Origin of the sequence: Pedobacter nutrimenti, from assembly GCF_032678445.1 — a bacterium.
Lineage (GTDB): Bacteria > Bacteroidota > Bacteroidia > Sphingobacteriales > Sphingobacteriaceae > Pedobacter > Pedobacter nutrimenti_A.
In genome coordinates this window covers 64,482-89,691 of the sequence record NZ_JAVTSQ010000003.1, presented here as the reverse complement: position 1 = coordinate 89,691, position 25,210 = coordinate 64,482, and the positions used below count along the sequence as shown (strand labels likewise).

Genomic DNA, 25,210 nt, shown 5'->3' with positions numbered 1-25,210 from the left:
AATTACAATGAAGAGGTTAAAAAAGAATATCTATACTTTACTGTTTTGTTTTTTTGTGCAGCCAATCTGCGCACAAACGACATCAATTTCTGATCAAGCAAAAGCTGCGGGAACAGGTATACAACACATACGCTGGGGGAGCAGTAAAAACCCTTTGGAAGGTTTGACAGTTACCTGGAGCAGTTCTGGAGCGAAGGACCTGATCAGATGGGGGTATACGCATGGCTATGAAAAGGGTGTGTTTTCTGCAGTATCCAGAAAGGGCTATTCTGATGATTTTTTTAACTATGCTTTTCCAAGGTTGAAACCCGACGCTACCTTATACTATCAAATACTAGATTCACATACAGGAGCATGGACAAGAGAGAAAACTTATCGGACCGCACCGCCGGTAAATACGAAGAAATTTTCGTTTTTAGCCATTGGCGACAGCCGCACGGGACTGAACATCTGGAACCAGGTTGCAAGTCTTGCCGATACCAAGGCACCAGATTTTACCATTTTCAGTGGTGATATTGTAAATAGCGGAAAATCGACAGCCGATTGGGACAACTGGTTCAACAATGGAAAAACCTTTATAGAAAATAATTTGATTTTTCATTCCATGGGAAATCACGATGCAGCGAGTGTACCCACTTATCAGAATGTTTTTGAACTGCCAAAATCTGTTCCGGAAACCGGAACCAATCTTTATTATGCGTTTACCTATGGTGATGCTGTTTTCATTTCTTTAAATTCAGAAGATGCAGCCAGTACTGAGCAATACAACTGGCTATTGAATACTTTGAAAACCAATGCAACAAAGAAATGGAAAATTATCTTTTTTCATAAACCATTTTATACCGTAGGTGGCCATGCCGGAGAAATGGATCCCTATTTTAGCACCTGGTGGAAAGCTTTCGATGACTATGGTGTCGATTTAATAGTGAATGGACATGATCATATGTACGAACGGACCAAGCCTCTGAACAGAAATGTAAGTCTTACAGAACCCGTTGCCGAATATGGAAGCCAGCCAGGCCAGGGGCGTTGCGAAATTGTTTGCGGTGGTGCAGGTGCCCCTCTTTACTCAGGAACAGCCAGTTGGTTTATAGAGGCCGTGGAGAGTAAATATAACCTGTGCAAATTTGATGTGACGGAGAATAGCATTTGTAATACCACATTTGATCATAAGGGCAATATAATAGACTCGTTTTGCCTGACTAAGAATACACCAGGGAAAAGTAGCAAGCTGACTTTAAAAAAAGCAATCCCTGTTAAGCCATAATGCTGTTAAAGATGAAATCTAAATTTTTAGAAAAGTTTCGATTATATGTAGCTCGCAACCCATTGGAACTGATGGCGCGAATAGGTGTTTTCGGAACCTTTTTGGGGCATGGAACGGCTGCACTTAAAGTCAATCCTAAATGGATACCCTTGCTGACCTCTATTGGGTTTACGTCAAAACAGGCTGTTTTTATGATGCCTTTTATAGGGGTGATGGATATTATTGTGGCGATTATTATTTTGATACACCCCGTTAAAGAGGCCCTCATCTGGGCTGCTTTCTGGGCTTTCCTTGCCGCATTGAGCCGTCCTGTTTCGGGAGAACCTTTTGTCGAATTTATAGAACGTTCTGCGAACTGGTGCTTACCTTTAGTATTGTTGATGATGAAATACGCTCGAAAACCAAACACAATTGGGTGAAGATAAAAACCCTATGAATAGATAGAAAAAGAACATAATGAAAAGAAGAAAACTGTTAAAATATAGTATTAACCCGTTGGTTCAGCTGTATTGTGCAGAACGATATTAATCATATCTGTCACAGATTATAAGTGTATGGTATTTGGTGGATGAACAGTGGAACATCTGGAGATAGTTAAGAGGAGAACTTAAAAATTACCAAATGCACTGTTGTTTAGAAAATCACGATAAAAAATGTGCGAATGGAAAAAAATGATATTGATTTGCCAGAACCGCTTATAAATAAAGCAAAAGAAATGTCGATTATTGAGATCAAAACAAACCTGAAGATAAATCAACCATAAACAAACCTAAATGATCAAGATAAAAGTTCTACTCATTCTATTTACTTTTCTAACAGCAACTGCAACCTATGCAGCGAATAGCAAACCAAAAAGATTGTGGTATAAACAACCTGCAAAGAAATGGGATGCTGAGGCTCTGCCAATAGGTAATGGCCGTATGGGAGCGATGTTGTTTGGTGGTATTAAAACCGAACGTATTCAGTTTAACGAGCAAAGTCTTTGGGGTGGAGACAATAATTGGGATGGCGATTACCAAACGGGCATTCATGGCTTTGGTTCCTACCGTAATTTCGGAGAATTTGTTGTAGATTTTGATCATACTGATGAAGCGAAGGCATACCAAAGGGCTTTAGATATCACAACTGGTGTTCATACCACTTCATTTGAAATCAATGGCGTCACTTTTACCAGATCGGCTTTTGCCAGTCATCCGGATCAGGTCATGGTTTTTAAATATACCGCCAGTAAAAAAGCCACATTATCCGGTACGATTTCAATACGCTCGGCTCAGGAAGCCATCAGTACGGCAGATAAGAACGCGTTGAGTTTTATGGGGGAGATGGGCAACCATTTGAAGTATGCTGCAAATTTACAGATAGAGCATAATGGAGGTTCTGTGGAAGTTAAGGGCAATACCTTAGTCTTTAAAAATTGTAATGCTCTGGTCATTTACCTGAATGCCCGTACCAATTACAAGGCGGATTACCAATCCGGTTGGAGGGGGCCAGATCCTATGCCAACGATTGAACAGGAGCAAAAAAAGGCCCTTAAACTGGGTGACAGGAAATTACTTGATAGGCATATTGAAGATATTACCCGGCTAACAAAGGCCGCTGCTATTGATATAGGAACAACAAACGCTGATCTGGCGGCGTTTCCGACGGATCTGCGGTTAAAAAAATATGAAGCTGGCGGCAAAGATCCTGATCTGGAAGAGACCTTATTTCAGTATGGGCGTTATTTATTAGCCAGCTGCTCACGTCCGGGTGGATTGCCGGCCAATTTACAGGGCTTATGGAACAACAGCAATGCGCCAGCCTGGGCAAGTGATTACCACAACAACATCAATATTCAGATGAATTACTGGGCTGCAGAATCTACAAACCTGTCTGAATGCCACGTTCCGCTGATCGATTTTATTGTTGCCGCAGAAGAACCTTGCCGGATTGCCACCCGGAAAGCCTTTGGTGAAAAGATACGCGGATGGACGGCTAGAACCAGCCAAAGTATTTTTGGCGGTAATGGTTGGGAATGGAACATTCCTTCCAGCGCCTGGTATGCACAACATGTTTTTGAGCATTGGGCTTTTACTCAGGACAGGGAATATTTGGGGAAAACCGCTTATCCCATCCTTAAGGAAATCTGTGAATACTGGGAAGACCGGCTGAAGAAAATGCCGGATGGAACATTGATGGTGCCCAATGGCTGGTCTCCTGAACACGGACCGCGTGAAGATGGGGTGATGCACGACCAGCAATTGGTATGGGACCTTTTTCAAAACTATTTGGATGCAGCTAAAGCGCTGGGGCTTGATCTTGATTATCAGGCTAAGGTAGCCGATATGCAAGCACATCTTGCGCCTAACAAAATCGGGAAATGGGGGCAGCTGCAAGAATGGCAGGAAGACAGGGATGATCCCGATGATCAGCACAGACATACCTCTCATCTGTTTGCGGTATACCCTGGAAGACAGATCAGTAAAGTCTCAACACCTGAACTGGCAAATGCAGCCATCATTTCCTTGAGGAGCAGGAGCGGAAACTATGGAAAAAATATCAATACCCCTTTCACCGTGGAATCAACAGTGGGAGATAGCCGCCGTTCCTGGACATGGCCTTGGCGTTGTGCCTTATGGGCCAGGTTGGGAGAAGGCGAAAAAGCAGGAACGATGATCAGAGGCTTACTCTCCTATAATATCTTACCCAACCTCTTTGCCAGCCATCCCCCATTTCAGATGGATGGCAATTTCGGTATCAGCGGGGCAATAGCCGAAATGCTGTTACAAAGCCAGGCTGGTGAAATCCATTTATTGCCCGCTATTGCCAAAGAATGGGCTGTTGATGGATCGTTTGATGGGCTGAAAGCACGAGGAGGTTTTACGGTTAACTGCAAATGGCATAATGGGAAAGTGATCTCTTATCAAATCTATTCGGAAAAGCCAGCAAAAGTAAAACTGCGGATCAATGGCGAAATTAAAGAGGTAGTATCCTCAAATCTTAAACGAACTAAATAATTTAAAATGACCAGACTTTTTGTACTCGTATTATCGATAGTCACTCTTTTTAATACTACGCTATGGTCTAAAGTTCCTCCTCAAAGGAATTTAGGTCAGGATCCGGGCAGCATCAGTAATTCATTTCTGGTGATGAACTATAATTCTAAAGCCCGGAGTTTCTGGCTGAGCACAACATCAGGGAAAAAGGTTTTTGTGAAGGATCTGGTGCCAAAGGCTAATTTTATTAAAGTTCAAAAGGAAGCGGTCAGTGACCCTGCTTTTGGTAAAGGTCACGCATTAATTGCAAGTAATGCCGATGGGTCTTTAGTTTCTTTTACACTCTTTCCTTCACAACCATTTCTGTTTATCCGTCAATCCATAAAAAATGCGACCAGCGGAACCGTTGATTTTCCAAAACTTAGCCCGGTGTCTTTTTTGTTGGATCTTGGAAAACCGGTTACTCAGTTAAAGACGCTTGGAACCGGAGGCCTGCTGGATCCGGATAAGAATCCAGGGAGTTATGTGTTCCTGACCAGTGTAGATCCGGTTTCAAGAAATGGAGTGGTAACAGGTTGGTTAACGAATGAAAAAGGAAGTGGCGTTGTATTTTCTACAATCAAAAACAATTTGATAGAAATAGAACCGCGTATTGAATACGGTCATTTACGTTTACCTGCTGGGAAGACAGAAAAGACCGAAACTCTATTGATCGGTTATTTTGACGATGCCCGTTTGGGGGAAGAGCAGTTTGCAGAAGCCATTGCAAAGCAGCAAAATATTAAACTTAAATCCCGGACAGCAGTATATTGTACCTGGTATGCGGAGAAAAACGGAGGTGCCGGCACGGAATCGGGGACAATTGAATTGGCAAGTTTTATCAAGAATCAATTAAAGCCTTTTGGTCTTGGAGTACTTCAGATTGATGACCAGTGGCAAGCCGGGAATCAATATAATGGTCCTCATCGGGGCTTTGACCGGGTTGATCCAAAAGGAGGCTATCCGAACGGAATGACAACCACTGCTAAAGCCATAAAACAAGATGGTCTGACTGCTGGAATCTGGTGGATGCCTTTTAGCCGAAATCATCAGGCTCCGGAATTCAAAGATCATCAGGATTGGTTTGCAAAAAGAACAAACGGGAAGCCCTATGAAACCACATGGGGAGGAACTTCTCTTGATCTGACCAATCCCGAAGTTCAGCATCATATTGCCGATTATGCCAGCAGGATGCATCAATGGGGCTATGATTATTTCAAAATGGATGGATTATGGACTGGAACAGTCACCGAACAGATTTATATTAATGATGGCTACAAAAATGACAGTATTGGAAACAGTATGCCATTATTTAACCCTCTTAAAACGCAGATTGAAGCCTTTAGAGATGGTTTGAGAATAATACGAAAAGCTACAGGAGAAGATGTATTTCTGTCGGGGTGCTGTGTGAGTCAGAATATGAGATCCTTTGGCGCGTCTATTGGTTTGGTCAATTCCATGCGCATAGGACCCGATTTTAACCATGACGGGCAAAGTATCCGTACCGGGGCTATCCGCGCCTCAAGGCTTTATTTTTTAAATGGAAGGGTTTGGTGGAACGATCCTGATCCTTCTATGCTGAGAGAACGTGGAGAATCTACTGCGGATAATGCCAGCAAAGGAATCGGCAGTTTAACAAGAGCAAGATTACTACCATCTTTTGTTGCTGTTTCAGGTCAGTTTTTTTTAAGCAGCGACTGGCTTCCTGACCTGCCACTAGACAGATTGGAAATTATGAAGCGCTGCATGGCTTCGCATAAGGGAACTGCCCGACCAGTAGATGCTTTTGATAAAACGCTTCCTTCAATTTGGATCGCAACAGATAAAAAATCGGGTACTGATCGTAATGTACTGGGATTATACAACTGGGAGACCAGCCCTCAGAAAATCGGCACATCTTTAAGCCGGACCGGATTAAAAGATAAAACGACCTATTACGCCTTTGATTTCTGGGCGAACAAGCCTCTTCCAAATCTGTCTGGTTCGTTTGCATGGGAGCTTCCTTCAGAATCCTGTAAGGTCATTGCTGTACGTGCCAAATCCAATCATCCTGTGGTGGTTTCAACTTCACAGCACATCACCCAGGGTATGATTGACCTTGTTAAAGAAGATTGGGCCGGAGAAAGTCTATCGGGGGCAAGTAAGATCATTGGCGGTGATCGCTATGAACTACGTATCGCAGGAATGAATGATGGCGGAAATTGGAAATTGAGCAGTGCTTCTCTAGTTGGAAACCCTAAAGGTGTAAGCATAGAGGTATTGCCCCAGGTAGAAAAGGGTTGGCTTAGAGTGGTGATTAAGGGGCAAGAAAGTCAGGTTGTAAAGTGGAAACTAAAGTTTAAAAAATAGCCTTCAATGATCAATTTAAGAATTGCGTTGATTTTAGGGATACTGGTTCCGTTTCAAGCTGTTTATGCGCAGAAACAGCCAGTGGATTACGTTAATCCTTTCATTGGGGCCAGCACCAGTGTTGCTAAAGCAGGAGATGGTGCTGGATTGGGTAAAACTTTTCCGGGTGCTGCTACACCTTTTGGTTTGGTTCAGCTGAGCCCCAATACCATTACAGGCGGTGATAATGGAAGTGGCTATAGTTACGAGCATACCACGATAGAAGGTTTTGCTTTTACCCAGATGAGTGGAGTTGGATGGTATGGTGATCTTGGAAATTTCTTGGTTATGCCTACCACTGGACCATTGAAAACCTTTGCGGGTAAAGAAAATGGAAAAGAGAAGGGGTACCGTTCTCCTTATGAGAAATCCAGTGAAAAAGCCAGTGCAGGTTATTATGGAGTAACCTTATCTGAAGGTCACATCCGGGCTGAAGCAACTGCAGCACCACATAGTGGTATACTTAGATTTACTTATCCGGCTGGAAAACAGTCACGCATTCAAATTGATCTGGCCCGTCGGGTAGGGGGAACATCTACGGAGCAGTATATAGAGGTTGTGAATGACCATGCCATTCGTGGCTGGATGAAATGCACACCTGAAGGCGGAGGCTGGGGTAATGGTGACGGAAAGCCTGATTATACCGTTTATTTCTATGCGGAGATGAATAAGCCCTTAAAGAAATACGGAGTATGGACGGCAGATATACCTGAAGGTATGAAACGCAAAAGGGAAAACGTGACAAGCGATGTTTATCAGGATATTGTGAAAAATTCTAAAGTCTTATATGGTATAAAAAAAATGCAGGGAAAACATTTGGGTTTTTTCTCTGAATTTGCAACCAGGAAGGATGAACAAGTATTGCTGAAAGCAGGGATTTCCTTTGTAAGTATGGAGGGGGCAGAAAAGAACCTGAAGGCAGAAATTAAAGGTTTTAACTTTGATGAAATTCATCAACAAGCAAGAGCGCTTTGGGCAGGGGCTTTGAATAAAGTCAAAGTTACTGGTGGCACAGAAGATCAAAAGACCATTTTTTACACTGCACTTTATCATACCATGATTGACCCGCGCTGCTATACAGATATAGACGGGCGTTATGTAGGAGGCGATCACAAAGTTCATCAAACCCATAAGTTTGTTAAGCGTACAATTTTTAGCGGGTGGGATGTATACCGGAGCCAGTTTCCATTACAGAACATCATTAATCCCACTGTTGTTAAGGATATGGTAAATTCATTGGTAGAACTGGCTGATGAAAGCGGCCAGCATTACCTGGAACGATGGGAGTTTTTAAATGCCTACAGTGGCTGTATGAATGGAAACCCGGCAGTAAACATAATGGTTGATGCTTACAATAAAGGAATCAGGGAATTTGATATAGAAAAAGGATACCGCTTTGCCAAAAATACTTGTGAAAAATTTGGCAATGGAGATGTGGGACATTCCTTCCAGATTTCCGAAACGTTGGAACATGCTTATTCTGAATGGGAGCTCGCTCAACTGGCAGATAGCCTGGGTAAAAAAGAAGATGCCCGTTTATATCTCGGAAGATCAAAAAGCTACAAAAATATTTTTGACACTACGCAGCATTGGTTTAGGCCAAAAGAAAGAAATGGGGCCTGGGCTCCGTGGCCAAAAGATGGTATTTTGACCATGGGATACGGATGTACGGAAAGCAACCCTTATCAGCAAGGTTGGTTTGTACCTCAAGATGTTAATGGACTGGCTGCATTGCTGGGTGGCAAAGAAAATACCGTAAAAGAGTTGGAGAATTTCTTTGATAAAACGCCACAGTCTATGAAGTGGAATAATTATTATAACCATGCGAATGAACCTGTTCACCTTGTTCCCTTTATGTTCAATAAACTAGGCAAGCCTTATCTTACCCAGAAATGGGTGCGCGAAATTTGCCAGAGGGCATACCGCAATTCGGTAGAAGGTTTGGTTGGTAATGAAGATGTGGGACAGATGTCGGCCTGGTATGTCTTGGCAGCTAGCGGACTTCATCCTTCATGTCCGGGCGAAAACCGTTTTGAGATCTTCAGTCCGGTTTTTGATAAGATCGAAATACAGACCGATCGCCATTTTGCAAAAGGAAAGCTTTTTACGATTACAGCGCATCACAATTCAGCTCAGAACAGATACATTCAATCTGCAAAATTGAACGGAAAAGAGTACAATAAGTGTTATATAGATTTCACCCAAATTATAGACGGTGACAAATTGGAGTTATTTATGGGGGCTAAACCTAATACTTCATGGGGAACATCCGATTAAAAATAAGCAAATTTTTTAAGATAAATATTATAATAATATGAGAATCACTTTGTCTACAGTACTGATTTTCCTGGCATATACAACATTTGCGCAAAATAGTCTTCCACCGAAGTCCCATGGTGCAATACCTACAGAGCGTCAAATAAAATGGCAGGATATGGAACGCTATTGCTTTCTTCATTTTACAGTGAATACTTTTACAGATAGGGAATGGGGCCTGGGGAACGAAAAAGAAAGTGTCTTCAATCCCACGGATTTCGATGCTGATCAAATCATATCTACGATTGCCAAACATGGATTTAAAGGGGCTATTTTAACCTGTAAGCACCATGATGGTTTTTGTTTGTGGCCTTCCCAATACACGGAACACTCTGTAAAAAACAGTCCTTGGAAAAATGGAAAAGGAGATGTTGTAAAGGAAATATCACAGGCCTGCAGAAAATATGGAGTTAAGTTCGGTATTTATTTATCACCTTGGGACAGAAACAGTGCCATGTACGGTAAACCTGAATATATTACCTATTACCGAAACCAACTCAGAGAGTTGCTGACCAATTATGGTGATGTTTTCGAAGTCTGGTTAGATGGAGCCAATGGTGGTGATGGGTATTATGGAGGGGCGAATGAGAAACGGGAGATCGACCGGAACACTTATTATGATTGGGAGAATACATGGTCCATCATCCGGAAATTACAGCCTAACGCATGTATATTTAGCGATATTGGCCCCGACGAACGGTGGTGTGGGAATGAAAGTGGTTACACACGTGATTCCTGCTGGGCTACGTATACGCCTCACGGACCGAAAGGTGATAAACCGGGTATTGGGTATACCAAAGGGGAGGAAGGGGAGACTGGTACGCTGAATGGCGAAGCATGGATTCCGGCAGAAGTAGATGTTTCTATTCGACCAGGTTGGTTCTATCACAGCACTGAAGATAAGAGTGTAAGAAGCCTGGAAAATTTGAAAGAAATCTATTTTAAATCTGTTGGCAATGGAGCCTGCTGGAACCTGAATCTTCCTCCTGACCGCACAGGTCAAATCAATGCGAATGACATCGCCTCACTTGATAAATTGCAGGATTATCTGACCAAGTCATTTTCAAAAGATCTTTTGCAGGGAGCGAAAGTTAAAGCCTCCGAAACCAGAGGTAATTCCAAAAAATATGCAGCGTCAAATGTTCTGGCTAACAAACACTTGTACTGGGCAGTAAATGACACCACCAAAAAGGCATCACTATCCTTTACGTTGCAAAAGGCGGACAGCTTCAACTGTTTCGAGATTAAAGAATACGTCAGATTGGGACAGCGTATTCAGTCCTTCTCGATTGAAGTGGAGAAAAACGGGAAATGGGAACAGGTATTCAAAGGGAGTACAGTTGGAAGAAAAAAATTAGCAAGATTTGCTACTGTCACAGCTTCAAAGGTGCGGATAAACTTTACAAATTCCCTGGCCTGTCCTGTGATTGAATCTGTTAAGCTTTATAAGGTTTTATAAGCATGTTAAAAATTTTAATACAGATTGAAATTGGAGTTAATCTAGTACTGTAAAGCCTATAAATTTTCTTTAATCAAAAGGTAGGGCAAAAAAACGTCCATATTGGTCAAATTAGCATCAGTAAAGGAGGCTGAAAAACAGGTAAATTTGAGTCTATTTGCAACTTGCACACACAAATTGTTGCCTTTATTAATTAGAACTCTATAAAATGGGAAGAAATATTTTTACCATCCGCATGGTTATTGCATTGCTGTTGGCCTTTGCCTTTAATTTCTCTGCGAAAGCACAATGGGATTTTAGTACCAATTATTTTAAGATCCACATCAACAATAAAGGATTCATCACCAGTATGAAAAATACGACGGTGACACCCAACAAGGAATTTAGCCCTGCGGATAGACCCTCGCCCTTGATGTCTCTATATGACAGCAAGAAAAAGGTATATTACGAGCCAAATAAAGCATCTTATAACAAGAGCAATAAATCGATTACACTAAACTATCCCAATGGTTCGTTGGCGAGGATTTCATTGATCGCTCAAAAGAAGTATTTTAAATTGACCTTGGTGTCTCTGAGTGCACGCAAAGAAATTGAGGATGTTCAATGGGGTACGGTCCATACCAACATGACCAACCTTTTTGGTGAAATCATTGGTGTAGCCCGTGATACGAGCGAAGTGGCAAATTATGCCATTGGTATGCTTGCTCTTAATGACAATACGTTGGGTGGTACCTCCGAAACAATAGGAGATGCTGCCGCCTTCCAGTATATTATCCATACGCCAGATGCGAAACGTTTTCCATTGCCTGGAAATTTGCATGAGGGACAGGTTTTTTCCCTTGGTGGAGATGGGATCAGTGATGTTGCGTTTTATGCCCATAAGGAACCTTACTACCGGATATTGTATGGAAATTCCGCCATGGTAGACAATAAGGGAAGGATATCCATAAATTATCATTCGAGAGACAGGACTTTCAAAAGAACGGTACGTTATTCCTTAATACCCAACATGCCTGTAAATACGCCAAATCATATTGAAGTACAGCCCTTGCCTGGGGTAGATTATATAGGCTCTTCCATTGCCTTATGGGGAAGTCCGGACAGCACGGCGCTGATGGATGTTATTCAAAACATTGTGTTATCTGAAAAGTTGCCACACCCAATAATTAATGGCAAATGGGTAAAAGATCCCGCTGCTTTCTTACCTGATGCACTAACCAGCGGGGATTTGTGCGATAGTGTCATATCTTACACCTCCAGGTTAGGTTTTAAGGCCATCAGTTTATCTGGTCCGGGTTCTCTAAAAGTTGACCGTGGCGATAAAGGCTATATTGATGGAATGAATTTCGAAAAAAAGCCTTTAAAGCTAACATCTGGAAATAAGTCACATAAAGAGTTTGCTGAAATGGCAGCAAAATATGGAATAACAATTGGAAGAGGTACAATCACCACATCTTTGGTTCCTGGTTCCAAAGACGCCAGTCCAATTCCAAGTGACAGTCTGTGCTATCAGCAGAAACGCTTGCTGGTGAATAACATCTCTCCAGCCGATACCATCATTATCGTAAATGATCCAACGCACCTTGAAGAAATTGCCAGTTGGGAAGGGCACAGCAAAAATTTGAATATGATAAAGATAGGGAAGGAACTGATTTATTATATGGGGATTTCTGATACAAAACCATATCGGCTTTTAAATGTTAAGCGCGGATACTGGAAGACCACAGCGACAAGCCATAAAGCCCAGGATACGATTTACAAACTTCAGGTGACTATAAATTTTGGATACGATGGGCTTATTCCCAATATGGAATTACAGGATAAAATAGCTGAATATTATGCTGATGTTTGTTACATCAATGGCTTAGGTTATTACGATTTTGATGGACAGGAGTTTTTGTTCAACAATGGACACGGTTATTACTCTGCAAAACGTTTCTTTCGTAAAATGTTTGAAAGGGCCTCAAAATATGGTATTCCTGATATTCGCTTTTCAGGATCTACCTTATCCGAAGGTTCCTGGCATTACCAAAGTATCTGGAACGTGGGTGGAGGCAAAAACTTATACGATGCTGACACCAGGGAATGGGGAAGTGCTACCAGTGAGGGTAAAGATCTTCGTGATGTAACTTATTCTAACTATTTCCCGGCGGGCATGGGAGGTAATTTTCCTATAGGCGCCAATTCAACTGCAGCACAATATGAGCATATACAAGCGATCTCTATAGGAGTTGGCACAACATATGGTTTAGTCCTTAATCAGAAAGATGTTGAAAGTTGCCCTCAGAAGGATGCGATTTTCAAGGTAATCAGAACCTGGGAAGATGCTCGCGCAGCGAATGCTTTCCCTCGTTTGTTAAAAAAGCAATTGGCAGACCCAAGAAAAGACTGGACTTTAGAGACAGTAGATAACAATACCTGGAAATTGTACCAGAAAAACAATGGCGTAAAATCTGATCCAATAGTTTTAAAGAGAGGTAAAGGTAATTGATCTCCGGGCAAAAATAACGTCATTATTGGTCAAATTAGCATCAATTAAAAAGGCTGAAAAACAGGTAGATTTGAATCTGATAGCAACTTAAACACACAAATTGTTGCCAGTATTAATTAGATTTTTACAAATGGGAAGAGACATTTTTACCATTCGCCTGGTTATTGTATTGCTTTTAGCCTTCAATTTCTCTGCGAAAGCACAATGGGATTTTAGTACAAATTATTTTAAAATCCACATCAACAATAAGGGATTTATCACCAGTATGAAAAATACGACGGTAACACCCAATAAGGAATTTAGCCCTTCGGATAAACCTTCGCCATTGATGAGTCTATATGACAGCAAGAAAAAGGTATATTATGAACCAAATAAAGCATCTTATAACAAGAGCAATAAATCGATTACACTAAACTACCCCAACGGTTCGATGGCGAGAATTTCACTGGAGGCCCAAAAGAAATATTTTAAATTGACTTTGGTGTCCCTTAGCCCACGGAACGGTGTTGATGATGTTCAGTGGGGAGCAATCCATACCAATATTAAAAATCTGTTTGGTGAAATTATAGGTGTGGCCCGTGATACGAGCGAAGTGACAAATTATGCCATTGGTATGCTTGCTCTTAACGACAATACTTTGGGTGGTACCTCGGAAACGATTGCCGATGCCGCCCCTTTCCAGTATATTATCCATACTCCAGACGCCAAACGTTTTCCATTGCCTGGAAATTTGCATGAGGGACAGGTTTTTACCCTTGGAGGAAACGGAATAAGTGACGTTGCTTTTTATGCCCATAAAGAGCCTTATTACAGGATTTTATATGGAAATTCAGCTATGGTAGACAATAAGGGGCGGATCTCTATAAATTATCATTCGAGAGACAGGACTTTCAAAAGAGAGGTGAATTATTCTTTAATACCCAACATGGCTGCAAATACGCCAAACCATATTGAAGTACAGCCCTTGCCGGGAGTAGATTATATAGGTTCTTCCGTTGCCTTATGGGGAAGTCCGGACAGTACGGCGCTGATGGATGTTGTGCAGAATATTGTGTTGTCGGAGAAGTTGCCACATCCAACCATTCATGGCAGATGGGTGAAAGACCCGGCTGCCTTTGTACCTGATGTCCTCACAAGTGGTGGATTGTATGATAGCATTGTGCCCTATACGGCCAGATTAGGCTTTAAAGCCATTAGTTTATATGATCAGGGGTTTTTAAGACCAGATCGGGGCAATCTCGGCTATATTGACGGAAGAAATTTTGAGAAAAAACCTTTGAAATTCACCACCGGAAGCAAATCGCAGAAAGAATTTGCTGAAATGGCTGCGAAATATGGAATTACTATAGGAAGAACCCCAATAACCAATTCTTTAGCCCCCGGGACCAAAGATGCCAGCCCTGTTCCAAGCGACAGTTTGTGTTACCAGCAAAAACGCTTGCTGATGAATAACATTTCTACGACAGATACCATCATTGTTGTGGATGATCCTACACATCTTGAAGAGATTGCCAGTTGGGAAGGACATTGTAAAGATTTAAATATCATAAAGATAGGAAAGGAATTGATTCATTATCTGGGTGTTTCTGATACAAAACCTTACAGACTTTTAAATGTAAAACGTGGATATTGGAATACAACACCTGCAAACCACAAAGCAAAGGATACGCTTTACAAACTGCAGGTCACCATAAACTATGGCTATGATGGCTTGATTCCAAATATGGATTTACAAGATAAAATAGCGGAATACTATGCTGATGTTTGTTCTATCAACGGTTTGGGTTATTACGATTTTGACGGACAGGAATTTTTATTCAACAATGGACAAGGGTATTATTCTGCAAAGCGTTTCTTCCGTAAAATGTTTGAAAGAGCTGCAGAACATCATATTCCCGATATCCGTTTCACCGGATCAACCCTGTCAGAAGGCTCATGGCATTATCAAAGTATCTGGAATGTAGGAGGAGGAAAAAACCTGTACGATGTGGACACCAGAGAATGGGGTAGTGCCACCAGCCAGGGTAAAGATCTTCGCGATGTAACTTATGCCAACTTTTTCCCGGTAGGGATGGGAGGTAATTTTCCGATTAAAGCCAATTCAACAGCTGCGCAATATGAACATATACAGGCAATTTCGGTGGGCATCGGAACAACATATAGTTTGACCTTAAACCAGAAAGATGTTGAAAGTTGCCCACAGAAAGATGCGATCTTCAAAGTAATCAGAACCTGGGAAGATGCCCGTGCAGCAAATGCTTTTCCTCGTTTGTTAAAAAAGGAATTGGCAGATCCAAAGAAAGACTGGACTTTAGAAACAGTTGATAAAAATACCTGGACACTGTACCAGAGAATAAATAACCTAAAAACGAATCCGATCGTTTTGAAAAGAGATAAAGCTTATTAATATATTTAGAAATGAAACTTAGAATTCAACACTTGTTCGTATTGGCTGCCTTGATGCTTGCCTGCATGACGGATGGACATGCTCAGTCCAATTTTACTTCAGATTGGCTGATCAAACCAGTAACGGCAAAAGCCCAGGTTCGGGAAAGTGCGAACGGAAAAGACATTGTCCTGGAAAATGGTCTTTTGAAAAGGGTATTCAGGATTACTCCAAACCTCGCTTGTGTTGATTATACCAATTTAAGTACAGGTCGGCAGCTGTTGCGGTCCGTACGTGAAGAGGGTAGGTTAGTCATTAATGGAAAGGCCTATAATATAGGCGGTCTTTATGGCCAGAAGGAGAAGGCTTATCTCTTACCGGAATGGCTTGATGGCTTTACTGCTAGTGCAAAGGATTTTAAATATGTTTCCTATGAAGTGAAACCCATTAGCCCCCGTTTAAAATGGGACAATACCAAATATTGGGAATTGCATGCTAAGCCTGCTTCAGGTAAAACAGTGTCTTTTTTATACAAAGCGGGTGCAGCAGAATTGGAAGGCCTGGAGGTGCGGGTGAATTATGAATTATATGACGGGATACCTTTGATGGTTAAATCTCTAAGTGTCTCGAATAAAAGTAACCAATCCTTTAAGATCGAAAGTGTGGTAAATGAGGTATTGGGAATGGTAGAAGAAGAGAGTTCTGTAGAGGGGCGCTTTGATCTGATGAGAAAGCCTTCGGGTATTTATTTTGAGACCAATTACGCTTTTAATAATTCTATGAACTATGCAAACAGTGATCAAACTACGCATTGGAAGCCAGATTCAACCTATACCTCACAAGTACACTATCGTTTGCAAACACCCGTGCTGTTGGAAATTTATCCGGATAAAGCACCAGGAATAGAGCTTAAAGCAGGAGAGGTGTTTAATTCAGTTCGTACCAATGAATTGCTCATGAACAATGAAGACAGAGAGAGCCGTGGTCTGGCCATTAGAAAAATGTACCGCACCATTGCACCATGGACCTCGGCCAATCCGATATTTATGCACCTTGTAGCCAGGAATGCAAATCAGGTACGAACCGCTATTGATCAATGCGCGGCAACAGGTTATGAAGCCTTGATCCTGAGTTTTGGCAGTTATCTGAATATGGAAGATACCACACAATCCAATATAAGCGCATGGAAAGAATTGGCCGCTTATGCGCACAGTAAAAATGTAAAGATCGGTGGCTACTCTTTATTTAGCTCACGCAGCATCAATCCTGAAACAGATGTCATTAGTCCGGTTACCGGAAAACCAGGTGGTGCATTTTTTGGTAATGCACCTTGTTTTGGAAGTAAATGGGGGCTTGCCTACAGAGATCACATCAAAAGCTTTTTCACCAAAACCGGATTTGATATCTGGGAAAATGATGGCCCTTATCCGGGAGACGTATGTGCCTCAACAAGCCATCCAGGACATAAAGGATTGGAAGACTCTCAATGGAGACAAATGGAGATCCAGAAAGAATTGTATACCTGGTTAAATGAAAGAGGCGTTTATATTAATGCCCCAGATTGGTATTTTCTTGACGGCACCAATAAAATCGCTTTAGGATATAGGGAGGTAAACTTCTCGCTTCCAAGAGCGTCGCAAAAAATCATTAACCGTCAGAACATCTACGATGCCACCTGGGAGAAGACACCATCTATGGGCTGGGGTTTTGTACCACTTACTGAATATCAGGGCGGTGGAAGTGCGGCAACCCTTGAACCGCTTTCTGAACACTTGAATGATTACGAGCAGCTGATGATGCAGTATTATGGTGCTGGAGTACAGGCCTGTTACCGCGGTCCAAGACTCTACGATACCGAAGAAACCAAGCAGACGGTGATTAAGGTGATCAACTGGTACAAGAAATACAGGGACATTTTAAACTCCGATATCATTCATTTGCGCAGGGCAGATGGTCGTGACTGGGATGGGATACTGCACGTCAACCCTTCCTTAAAAGAAAAAGGATTGATGATGTTGTACAATCCAACCAATGTGCGAATGACAAAAACAATTAAAGTTCCCTTAAAGTATACGGGTTTATCGGATATGGTTAAGGTAAGTGAAAAAGGAGAGGTGACTAAAACCTATAAACTGAACCATGATGATACCATAGATATGACCTTTAGCCTCAATGCAGGTGGTTATTCCTGGTATGTCATTGAAGGATTGAAAAATAATAAATTATCCGCTCTGTAATGAAAATAATAAAGATTTTACCCCTTGTCTTTTTACTTATGGTCTTGGCTGCCAATGCCCAAAATAAGGAGGCAAAGCATTTGGGTACTCCAAAAGTAACGGATGTATGGGTGGTTTTTAAAACTCATTTTGACTTAGGCTTTACCGATTTGCCAGAGAACGTTTTTGCCCGCTATAGAGGTGAAATGATGGATAAGGCCTTAAATGTGATCGAGAAAAATTCAAGTTTGCCTAAGGATAAACATTTTGCATGGACCGTACCCGGATGGCCGCTTTACGCGCAAATTTTGGGTCCTAAGCAAGACCCTGAACGTAAAAAAAGGATAGAAAAGGCAATTAGAGAAGGTTCAATCGTGGTCCACGGACTGGCATTTACCACCCATACAGAATCCCTTGATGAGGAAGATCTGGTTCGTAGCTTGGGATACTCCTCCCGGGTTGCCCGTGCCTATGGACAGGCTTTGCCAATCAGTGCTAAAATGACCGATGTTCCCAGCCATTCCTGGATTCTTCCAACCTTATTGAACAACGCTGGCATCAGGTTTTTGCAGTTAGGGTGTAATCCGGCAAGTCAGTATCCTCGTTTCCCTCCACTTTTTTGGTGGGAAGGCGCTGACGGCTCTAAAATATTATGTCAGTATACATCTGATTATGGTTCCGGAGTAAAGGCCCCATCAGATTGGCCATTAAAGAATTATCTTGCGATGATCATGACGGGTGACAATCATGGACCGCCAAATCAAGAAGAGGTCGAATCGATAGTGGCTCAGATTAATAAAGAAATGCCTGGTGTGAAAATACATCTTGGAACGCTCGATGATTTTGCAAAAGCCGCACTGGCAGAAAAACCCAATTTGCCAACAGTTAAAGGGGATACACCAGATTCCTGGATTCACGGCTTATTATCTAACCCGGTAGAAGCAAAGATCGGGCGAAATATACGCCCATTAGAACCAGCTCTTGATGGCTTGCATACACAAATGAAAAACTGGGGAATTCCTGTAAAAAGCATTTCGGCTAAACTGGATAAAGCCTATGAGCAGAGTCTTTTATATGCAGAACATACCTGGGGTATGAATGCTGAATATGGCCCGCGTTACAGCTATGGTGAGGATTGGAAAAAGTGGCTGGCTGAAGCGGCTGCGGAACCTGATCCTGAAAACGGAGATTTTTCAAAACTTAAAAACAGTGATGCCCATCAAACCAATATAGGTAGCAAGAAAAAGTGGTTGCATTCTTACGACGTTAAGAGGAACTATATTCATCAAACCAATGATATCATTAATACAGAGCTAAAAAGTCATTTAGATTTGCTGGCCAGATCCGTTCATGTTTCCGGGAAACGTTTGGTGGTGTATAATCCTTTGCCATGGAAGCGGTCAGGGATCGTGGAGAACCCATGGAATAAAGGGAGCTATTTCTATATTAAAGAGATTGCTCCATCTGGATATGTTAGCTATTCTGAGAAAGATTTAAAAGAATCCGTCCTCACAAATGATCATCAATCTGAATTCGAGACCCCTTATTTTAAAATCGTTTTCGATCTGAAGAAAGGAGGGATAGCTTCTCTAATAGAGAAAGAAACGAAGCGTGAACTGGTCGATCAATCTTCTAAATATATTGTTGGTCAGTTTTTGCATGAACGTTTCAGTACAAAGGAAGTTGATCAGTGGTTTAATACTTATAGTAGGATAAAAGAGGGCTGGGGCTTAAATGATCTGGGAAAACCTGGCATGCTTGGTACAGACAAAGCACCATATATGGCCTTTACACCTGATGATTGGAAGATCACCGTTTCTCATTCCGATATTACCGATATAGCTACTTTAACTTCACTAGCAACGCAGGGTTTTGCAAATAAATATACTTTAACATTTACATTTCCCAGAAACGCTGCTTATGTAGATGTAGAATGGTTTGTGGACAATAAAACGCCAGATAAACAACCTGAAGGCGGGTGGCTGTGTTTTCCTTTTGAAGTGAAAGACCCTAAGTTTACGGTGGGCCGTTTGGGAGGACCGATAGATCCTGCAACCGACATTATTCCGGGTAGTAATAAATATCTGATGGCGGTCAATACAGGCGTTTCCATTACACAGAAAGACAAGTCTGGAGTAGGGCTAAGCCCAATGGATTCCCCATTAATTGGTTTAGGCGAACCAGGATTATGGAAGTTTTCTTTAGATCATAGCCCCAAAATACCTTCCGTATTTGTGAATATATATAACAACATGTGGAATACCAATTTTCCACTATGGCAGGAAGGCTCATGGAGTGAAAGAGTACGGATCTGGCCTGTTGATAAAAATACCGAAACTGTAGCCAACCTCAGCGAAAGATCCTGGGAGGCCAGGGTACCTCTGTTAACTGGAACTTCAGAAGGAGCAGCCGGAAAATTACCTGCAAAAAATGAAGGCCTTTCTATGTCAAGAAAGGGCGTGCTGGTCACTGCCTTCGGAGAAAATCCGGATGGTAAAGGAACTGTTTTACGTTTATGGGAACAGGATGGTATTTCGGGTAGTATTACAGTTACCCTACCCAAGGGTTCAAATTATACTAAAGCGGTTCCGGTTAATCTTCGGGCTGAGGTCATAGGAAAACCAATGCCTGTTACAAAAAATACGCTGACGCTTTTTATGCATGCTTATGCACCAGTTAGTTTTATCCTGAAAAAAAAATAATAAGATAAGCAGATGAATAGAATTATTCTTTCCTTTTTTTTATTCCTTGGTGTATCCGTATTTGGGCAATCAATTGCTCAACCGGCAAAACAAAGTTTCTGTAATCCGCTCAACCTGAATTATCGATTCAGTTATGACCAATCCTCTTCTTATCGGGAAGCCGCAGATCCGGTGATTCATTTGTTTAAAAACAAATACTTCCTGTACGCCTCTAAATCAGGTGGATATTGGTATTCTGATGATATGCTTAAATGGACTTTCAGGCCTTCGGCAACTTTGCCTGTAGAAGATTATGCGCCAACAGTTGAAACCATTCGTGATACGGTGTTTTTTATCGCTTCAAGGGGTGGTCAGAAAATATACTACAATACAAATCCAATAGAAGACAATTGGAAAGTCTACAATGCCTCCTTCCCGATTTCTATGACAGACCCCGCGTTGTTTAAAGATGAGGATGGCCGTGTATATTTTTACTATGGCTGTTCCAATAGAGATCCGATCAGAGGCGTTGAATTGAACCCTTCACATTTGCTGGATACGATCGGTCAGTCAAAAATTCTTATAGGACACCATGCCAAAACATACGGCTGGGAGGAACATGGAGAGAAAAATGACGATGGACAGGAAGGCTGGAATGAAGGCAGCTGGATGACGAAATACAAGGGCAAATATTATCTTCAGTACGCCTCGCCTGGTACAGAATTTAAGGTATACGGCGACGGCGTATATGTTTCGGAGAAGCCACTGGGTCCTTTTACTTATATGCCCAATAGTCCATTTTCCTATAAACCCGGAGGCTTCATTAACGGCGCAGGTCATGGATGTACTTTTAAGGATAAATACGGCAATTATTGGCATGTAGCCACCATGGCCATATCCGTACGGCACATGTTTGAAAGGCGTATTGGTCTATTCCCCGCTTTTTTTGATGACAAGGGTCAGTTGAATTGCATCACCAGTTTTGGCGATTATCCTATGCTGATGCCAAACCGTAAAATGAATTATGAAAAAGAAGGTCTTTTTACCAATTGGATGCTGCTCTCTTATCACAAACCTGTAAAGGCTTCTTCTGAACTGGCAGGCCATCCGGCGGCTATGGCATGTAATGAAGAAGTCCGCGATTGGTGGAGCGCAGCCACTGGAAATAAAGGGGAGTGGTTACAAATAGACTTGCAGCAGCAATGTACAGTGAATGCACTGCAGGTTAACTTTGCAGATGAAGCCTCCAAATTAAAAGCAGGTAATCCAGTGCGGCCTTATCAATACATCATTTCCGCTTCAGATGATGGCGTACACTGGCATAAAATAGTTGATCAATCAAAAAATGCAGCTGATGTTACTCATGATTACATCGTACTGCCAAAAGCGGTAAAAGCCCGTTATGTGAAAATTGACAATTTGCAGGTGCCGGATGGTAAATTCTCTTTATCCGGATTTAGAATATTTGGTAAAGGAAAGGGTGAATTGCCCGAGGCAGTTGATGGCTTTTCTGTGCAAAGAAAGCCTGAAGATACCCGTAGAGCCAGGTTGGAATGGAAACCGGTGAAAGCAGCGACAGGATATATCGTTTATTTTGGCACAGAACAAAATAAACTGTACCACTCGGCCATGGTCTATGGTCAAAACTCATTGGATTTGTCAGGCTTAAATGAAGGTATTCCCTACTTTTTTAGAATAGACTCTTTTAACGAAAATGGGATCTCGAAAAGGAAATAAAAAGTAAACTTTCAGATTCTCCTGCACTTAACAATAGTGTACCATCTAATAACCCTTAATTAAGAATGAAAAAATTATATAATACCATAACATTCAGCTTATTACTCATGCTGATTTACCTAGGTGCTGTAGCACAGCAATCTGAATTCAGGATAGTTAAAAATATCAGGGTCAGTGAAATCAGTCTACCTGCATCCGGTACCTTTGACCCCGACCAAGGTGTTCACTATTTAACAAACAGCTCAGATATTCATGATAACATTGCAGCCGAATCTAACTGGGGTGGTGATGTTTATGGACTAAGCGAAGTGGAATTCAGTTCTAGCCCTGAGTTAAAAGATGCAGCACTTCCACACCCACTGGATATTAGCTGTGCATCTACCAATGTATACAGGTACTGTAAAGATGGTAAACCGGGAAGAGAGGTGATACTGACATTCCTGGGAAGTAACTTATATCAATCGTCAGCCATCGAAGCGACTGTTGATGGCCGCACAGAAACTACCTTACTTCCATTCAATAAATACGGCTATGAAACAGCAAAAGTACTGTTGCCGTCTGAAGTTGGCGTAGAGAAGGAGATACAGGTTTTCATAAAATTAATATCAGGCAACAAGGTTATCAGAAAATCATTCATGCTGCCAAAGCAAAGACAATGGACAGTTTATATCTATCCTCATTCACATGTCGATATAGGATATACAAACACGCAGGCCAATGTGGAGATCATTCATAAACGGAACCTTCTTAGCGGAATGAAGCTTGCAAAAGAAACATCCAACTATCCGGACGGAGCCAGGTACCTATGGAATCCTGAAGTTATCTGGCCGGTGGAACGTTATTTGAAAAATGCAACACCAACCGAAAAAAGCGAATTATTGGAGGCTATCCGGAAAGGCTATATACATTTGGATGCCGGATATATAAATGATAATACCAGTGTTACAGCGAACGAAGAATTTCCGAGGTATTTTGGAGATGCAAAGAGCCTGGAAAAATTAACAGGTATACCAGTAAAAACGATCGTTCAAACGGACGTTCCTGGCATGACATGGGGAATTGTCCCGATGGCAGCCCAATTTGGCATAAAGTACGTTTTTGCAGACTTTAACGGATCGGATCGCATTGGCTTAGCCGACAAACTGAATTTCAGGCCATTTTGGTGGATTGGGCAGGATGGCACCTCAAAGGTATTGTTCCTGCAACCTGGTGATTATACGCCCGGAGCCAGAGCAAAAGGATATAAATACTGGCCTTTAATGGCGGGACAAAAAGATCCTAATAAACTTTTGCAAATTGTTAAAACAGATCATCCGCGCGAAAATTTTATTGATGATTATCTGTGGCCAAAACTAAAGGAATTGGAAACGGGTAGCGATTATCCCTATGATTTATTTCCAATGACATGGGCGATGGCTGATAATACCCCTATAGACGCAGATCTCCCCGATGCGGTTAAAAGTTGGAATAAAGAGTATGCGTTCCCGCATCTGATCATTTCAAGCGCAACGGATATTATGTCTGCATTTGAAAAAAAATATGCTGCTATTATTCCTTCTTACAGGGGCGATTTTACTGAATACTGGACAGATGGCCTGGGCACTGCAGCAAAAGAAACTGCCATGAACCGCAAATCCAAAGAGCGGTTAATTCAGGCAGACATGCTCTGGTCAATGCTTCATCGTGGAGAAAAAGCACCCCGCACAGTGCTGAATGAAGCATGGCGTAATGTGCTTATGGGCTCAGAACATACCTGGTGTTACATGAATCCTAATCAGGCTGATATGCAGAATGAAATATGGAAAGTAAAACAAAACTTCTTCAAGAGCGCCGAAGATAGCAGCATCCATCTGCTTTCCCACGCATTAAAGCCACTATCAACTGAAACATCAAATACTATTGCAGTATTTAATACCCTTGGCTGGCAGCGAAGCGGATTAATTACACTTTCAGCAGAACAGAGCAAAGAGATATCCTCAGTGATGGATGATAATAATAAAATAGTTCTCTCCCAACGATTAAGCACTGGTGAATTAGTGTTTATGGCTACTGATATACCTGCACTCGGAGCAAAAAACTACTCATTAAGTACAAAAAACGTGGCGAGTTCCAATGTCAAAATGGCAAATGGAAATACCCTGGAAAATGGCTTGTTTAAAATTTTGATAGATGATACAACCGGAGATATTATCAGTATAAAAGATAAAACAGGTACCGATTTTGTCAGCAAGATTGATGCAAGTAAAGTTAACAGCTTCAGATACCTGCCCGGAAGCGGGAAACCCACAGCCAGCGGACCCCAATATGCTGCCGCCAATAATGCAACCAGTAATAATTTATCTAAGGATACAATGAAGGCCTCCGGACCCACAATGGTAAAAACAGTAATTAAAGAAAACGGGCCGCTTGTAGCATCCATACTGATCACATCAAATGCAGAGGGCTGCAATTCATTAACCCGGGAAGTCCGTGTTATTGCAGGTAAACCAGAAATTGAAATTAATAACCTGGTAGATAAAATAGCGACAACGAAAAAAGAAGGCATTCATTTTGGTTTTGCCTTTGATATCCCTGACGGACGTACGAAAATGGATATTCCCTGGGGTGTAGTAGAAATGGAAGCGGACCAACTCCCAGCTGCAAACCGCAATTGGATGGCTTTTCAACGCTGGCTTGATATATCAAACGGAGATAAGGGAGTAACCTGGTGTTCACTGGATGCCCCCACCTTTGAAAGTGGCAATATGACTGCCAATATTATCGGTGGAGCATCCCATTCTCCCGAATGGATCCAGCATCTGCCTTTAAGTTCCACGATATATTCGTGGGCCCTTAATAATCATTGGCATACAAATTTCCCTCTTTCCCAAGAAGGAAAACTGAATTTTCGTTATCGGATTTTACCGCATCAACATGCCTATGATGCTGTTAAAGCTAATCGTTTTGGACTCGAACAATCACAACCACTAATAGCTACCACTGTTAGAAAAAGGGTAGATATCAAGCCCCTGATTAAAGTAAATAATGATAAGATTTTTATATCGATTGTTAAAACATCTGCAAATGGTAAGAAGATGATTATCCGGCTTAGATCATTATCTGAAAAACCGGAAATAGTGAACTTATCATTTCCTTCTTTTAAACCAAAATCTATTCGAATAGGTGTCGCAGATGAAACACCAGGTAAGGTAGTAGGAAATTCAATTAATATGTTGCCATACGGAATTACTTCGCTTATAATAGAATGAACAAACA

General features: G+C 41.7%; 12 protein-coding genes. All 12 read left to right on the top strand.

Features of this window, described 5'->3' with window-relative positions; genetic code table 11:
- Positions 1 to 7 precede the first annotated feature (7 nt).
- The 12 genes from R2S08_RS05565 (at position 8) to R2S08_RS05510 (ending at position 25,203) form a co-directional block, all read left to right on the top strand.
- Complete coding sequence (locus R2S08_RS05565; protein WP_316834208.1) at positions 8 to 1,267, top strand: metallophosphoesterase family protein; 1,260 nt, start codon at positions 8 to 10, stop codon at positions 1,265 to 1,267.
- 11 nt (positions 1,268 to 1,278) lie between these two features.
- Entirely contained in the window at positions 1,279 to 1,686 is a 408-nt protein-coding gene (locus R2S08_RS05560; RefSeq protein WP_316834207.1) for a DoxX-like family protein, read from the top strand.
- 354 nt (positions 1,687 to 2,040) lie between these two features.
- Entirely contained in the window at positions 2,041 to 4,263 is a 2,223-nt protein-coding gene (locus R2S08_RS05555) for a glycoside hydrolase family 95 protein (protein WP_316834206.1), read from the top strand.
- Between the two features lie 6 nt (positions 4,264 to 4,269).
- Complete coding sequence (locus R2S08_RS05550) at positions 4,270 to 6,630, top strand: alpha-galactosidase (RefSeq protein ID WP_316834205.1); 2,361 nt, start codon at positions 4,270 to 4,272, stop codon at positions 6,628 to 6,630.
- 6 nt (positions 6,631 to 6,636) lie between these two features.
- Complete coding sequence (locus R2S08_RS05545; RefSeq protein WP_316834204.1) at positions 6,637 to 8,946, top strand: GH92 family glycosyl hydrolase; 2,310 nt, start codon at positions 6,637 to 6,639, stop codon at positions 8,944 to 8,946.
- A 37-nt stretch (positions 8,947 to 8,983) separates the two neighbouring features.
- Entirely contained in the window at positions 8,984 to 10,444 is a 1,461-nt protein-coding gene (locus R2S08_RS05540) for an alpha-L-fucosidase (RefSeq protein ID WP_316834203.1), read from the top strand.
- A 208-nt stretch (positions 10,445 to 10,652) separates the two neighbouring features.
- Complete coding sequence (locus R2S08_RS05535; protein WP_316834202.1) at positions 10,653 to 12,935, top strand: hypothetical protein; 2,283 nt, start codon at positions 10,653 to 10,655, stop codon at positions 12,933 to 12,935.
- 130 nt (positions 12,936 to 13,065) lie between these two features.
- Positions 13,066 to 15,342 (top strand): hypothetical protein, encoded by a 2,277-nt coding sequence (locus R2S08_RS05530; RefSeq protein WP_316834201.1) that lies wholly within the window; start codon positions 13,066 to 13,068, stop codon positions 15,340 to 15,342.
- Positions 15,343 to 15,353: 11 nt separating this feature from the next.
- Positions 15,354 to 17,558, top strand: coding sequence for an alpha-galactosidase (locus R2S08_RS05525; protein ID WP_316834200.1), 2,205 nt, complete (start codon positions 15,354 to 15,356; stop codon positions 17,556 to 17,558).
- On the top strand, positions 17,558 to 20,239 hold the full coding sequence (locus R2S08_RS05520) for a hypothetical protein (protein ID WP_316834199.1): 2,682 nt from the start codon (positions 17,558 to 17,560) through the stop codon (positions 20,237 to 20,239). Before R2S08_RS05525 ends, R2S08_RS05520 begins: the two co-directional genes overlap by 1 nt.
- Before the next feature lie 12 nt (positions 20,240 to 20,251).
- Positions 20,252 to 21,955 carry a discoidin domain-containing protein gene (locus tag R2S08_RS05515; protein WP_316834198.1) on the top strand — a complete coding sequence of 568 codons (1,704 nt, stop codon included), beginning with the start codon at positions 20,252 to 20,254 and terminating at the stop codon, positions 21,953 to 21,955.
- Positions 21,956 to 22,020: 65 nt separating this feature from the next.
- The gene (locus tag R2S08_RS05510) at positions 22,021 to 25,203 is read left to right on the top strand and encodes a glycoside hydrolase family 38 C-terminal domain-containing protein (RefSeq protein WP_316834197.1); all 3,183 of its coding nucleotides are present in this window, start codon (positions 22,021 to 22,023) and stop codon (positions 25,201 to 25,203) included.
- Positions 25,204 to 25,210 lie beyond the last annotated feature (7 nt).

Bases quoted from the DNA above. Each gene is read 5' to 3' on its own strand.
- R2S08_RS05565 (WP_316834208.1), top strand. From the start codon at position 8: ATGAAGAGGTTAAAAAAGAATATCTATACTTTACTGTTTTGTTTTTTT.
- R2S08_RS05560 (WP_316834207.1), top strand. From the start codon at position 1,279: ATGAAATCTAAATTTTTAGAAAAGTTTCGATTATATGTAGCTCGCAAC.
- R2S08_RS05555 (WP_316834206.1), top strand. From the start codon at position 2,041: ATGATCAAGATAAAAGTTCTACTCATTCTATTTACTTTTCTAACAGCA.
- R2S08_RS05550 (WP_316834205.1), top strand. From the start codon at position 4,270: ATGACCAGACTTTTTGTACTCGTATTATCGATAGTCACTCTTTTTAAT.
- R2S08_RS05545 (WP_316834204.1), top strand. From the start codon at position 6,637: ATGATCAATTTAAGAATTGCGTTGATTTTAGGGATACTGGTTCCGTTT.
- R2S08_RS05540 (WP_316834203.1), top strand. From the start codon at position 8,984: ATGAGAATCACTTTGTCTACAGTACTGATTTTCCTGGCATATACAACA.
- R2S08_RS05535 (WP_316834202.1), top strand. From the start codon at position 10,653: ATGGGAAGAAATATTTTTACCATCCGCATGGTTATTGCATTGCTGTTG.
- R2S08_RS05530 (WP_316834201.1), top strand. From the start codon at position 13,066: ATGGGAAGAGACATTTTTACCATTCGCCTGGTTATTGTATTGCTTTTA.
- R2S08_RS05525 (WP_316834200.1), top strand. From the start codon at position 15,354: ATGAAACTTAGAATTCAACACTTGTTCGTATTGGCTGCCTTGATGCTT.
- R2S08_RS05520 (WP_316834199.1), top strand. From the start codon at position 17,558: ATGAAAATAATAAAGATTTTACCCCTTGTCTTTTTACTTATGGTCTTG.
- R2S08_RS05515 (WP_316834198.1), top strand. From the start codon at position 20,252: ATGAATAGAATTATTCTTTCCTTTTTTTTATTCCTTGGTGTATCCGTA.
- R2S08_RS05510 (WP_316834197.1), top strand. From the start codon at position 22,021: ATGAAAAAATTATATAATACCATAACATTCAGCTTATTACTCATGCTG.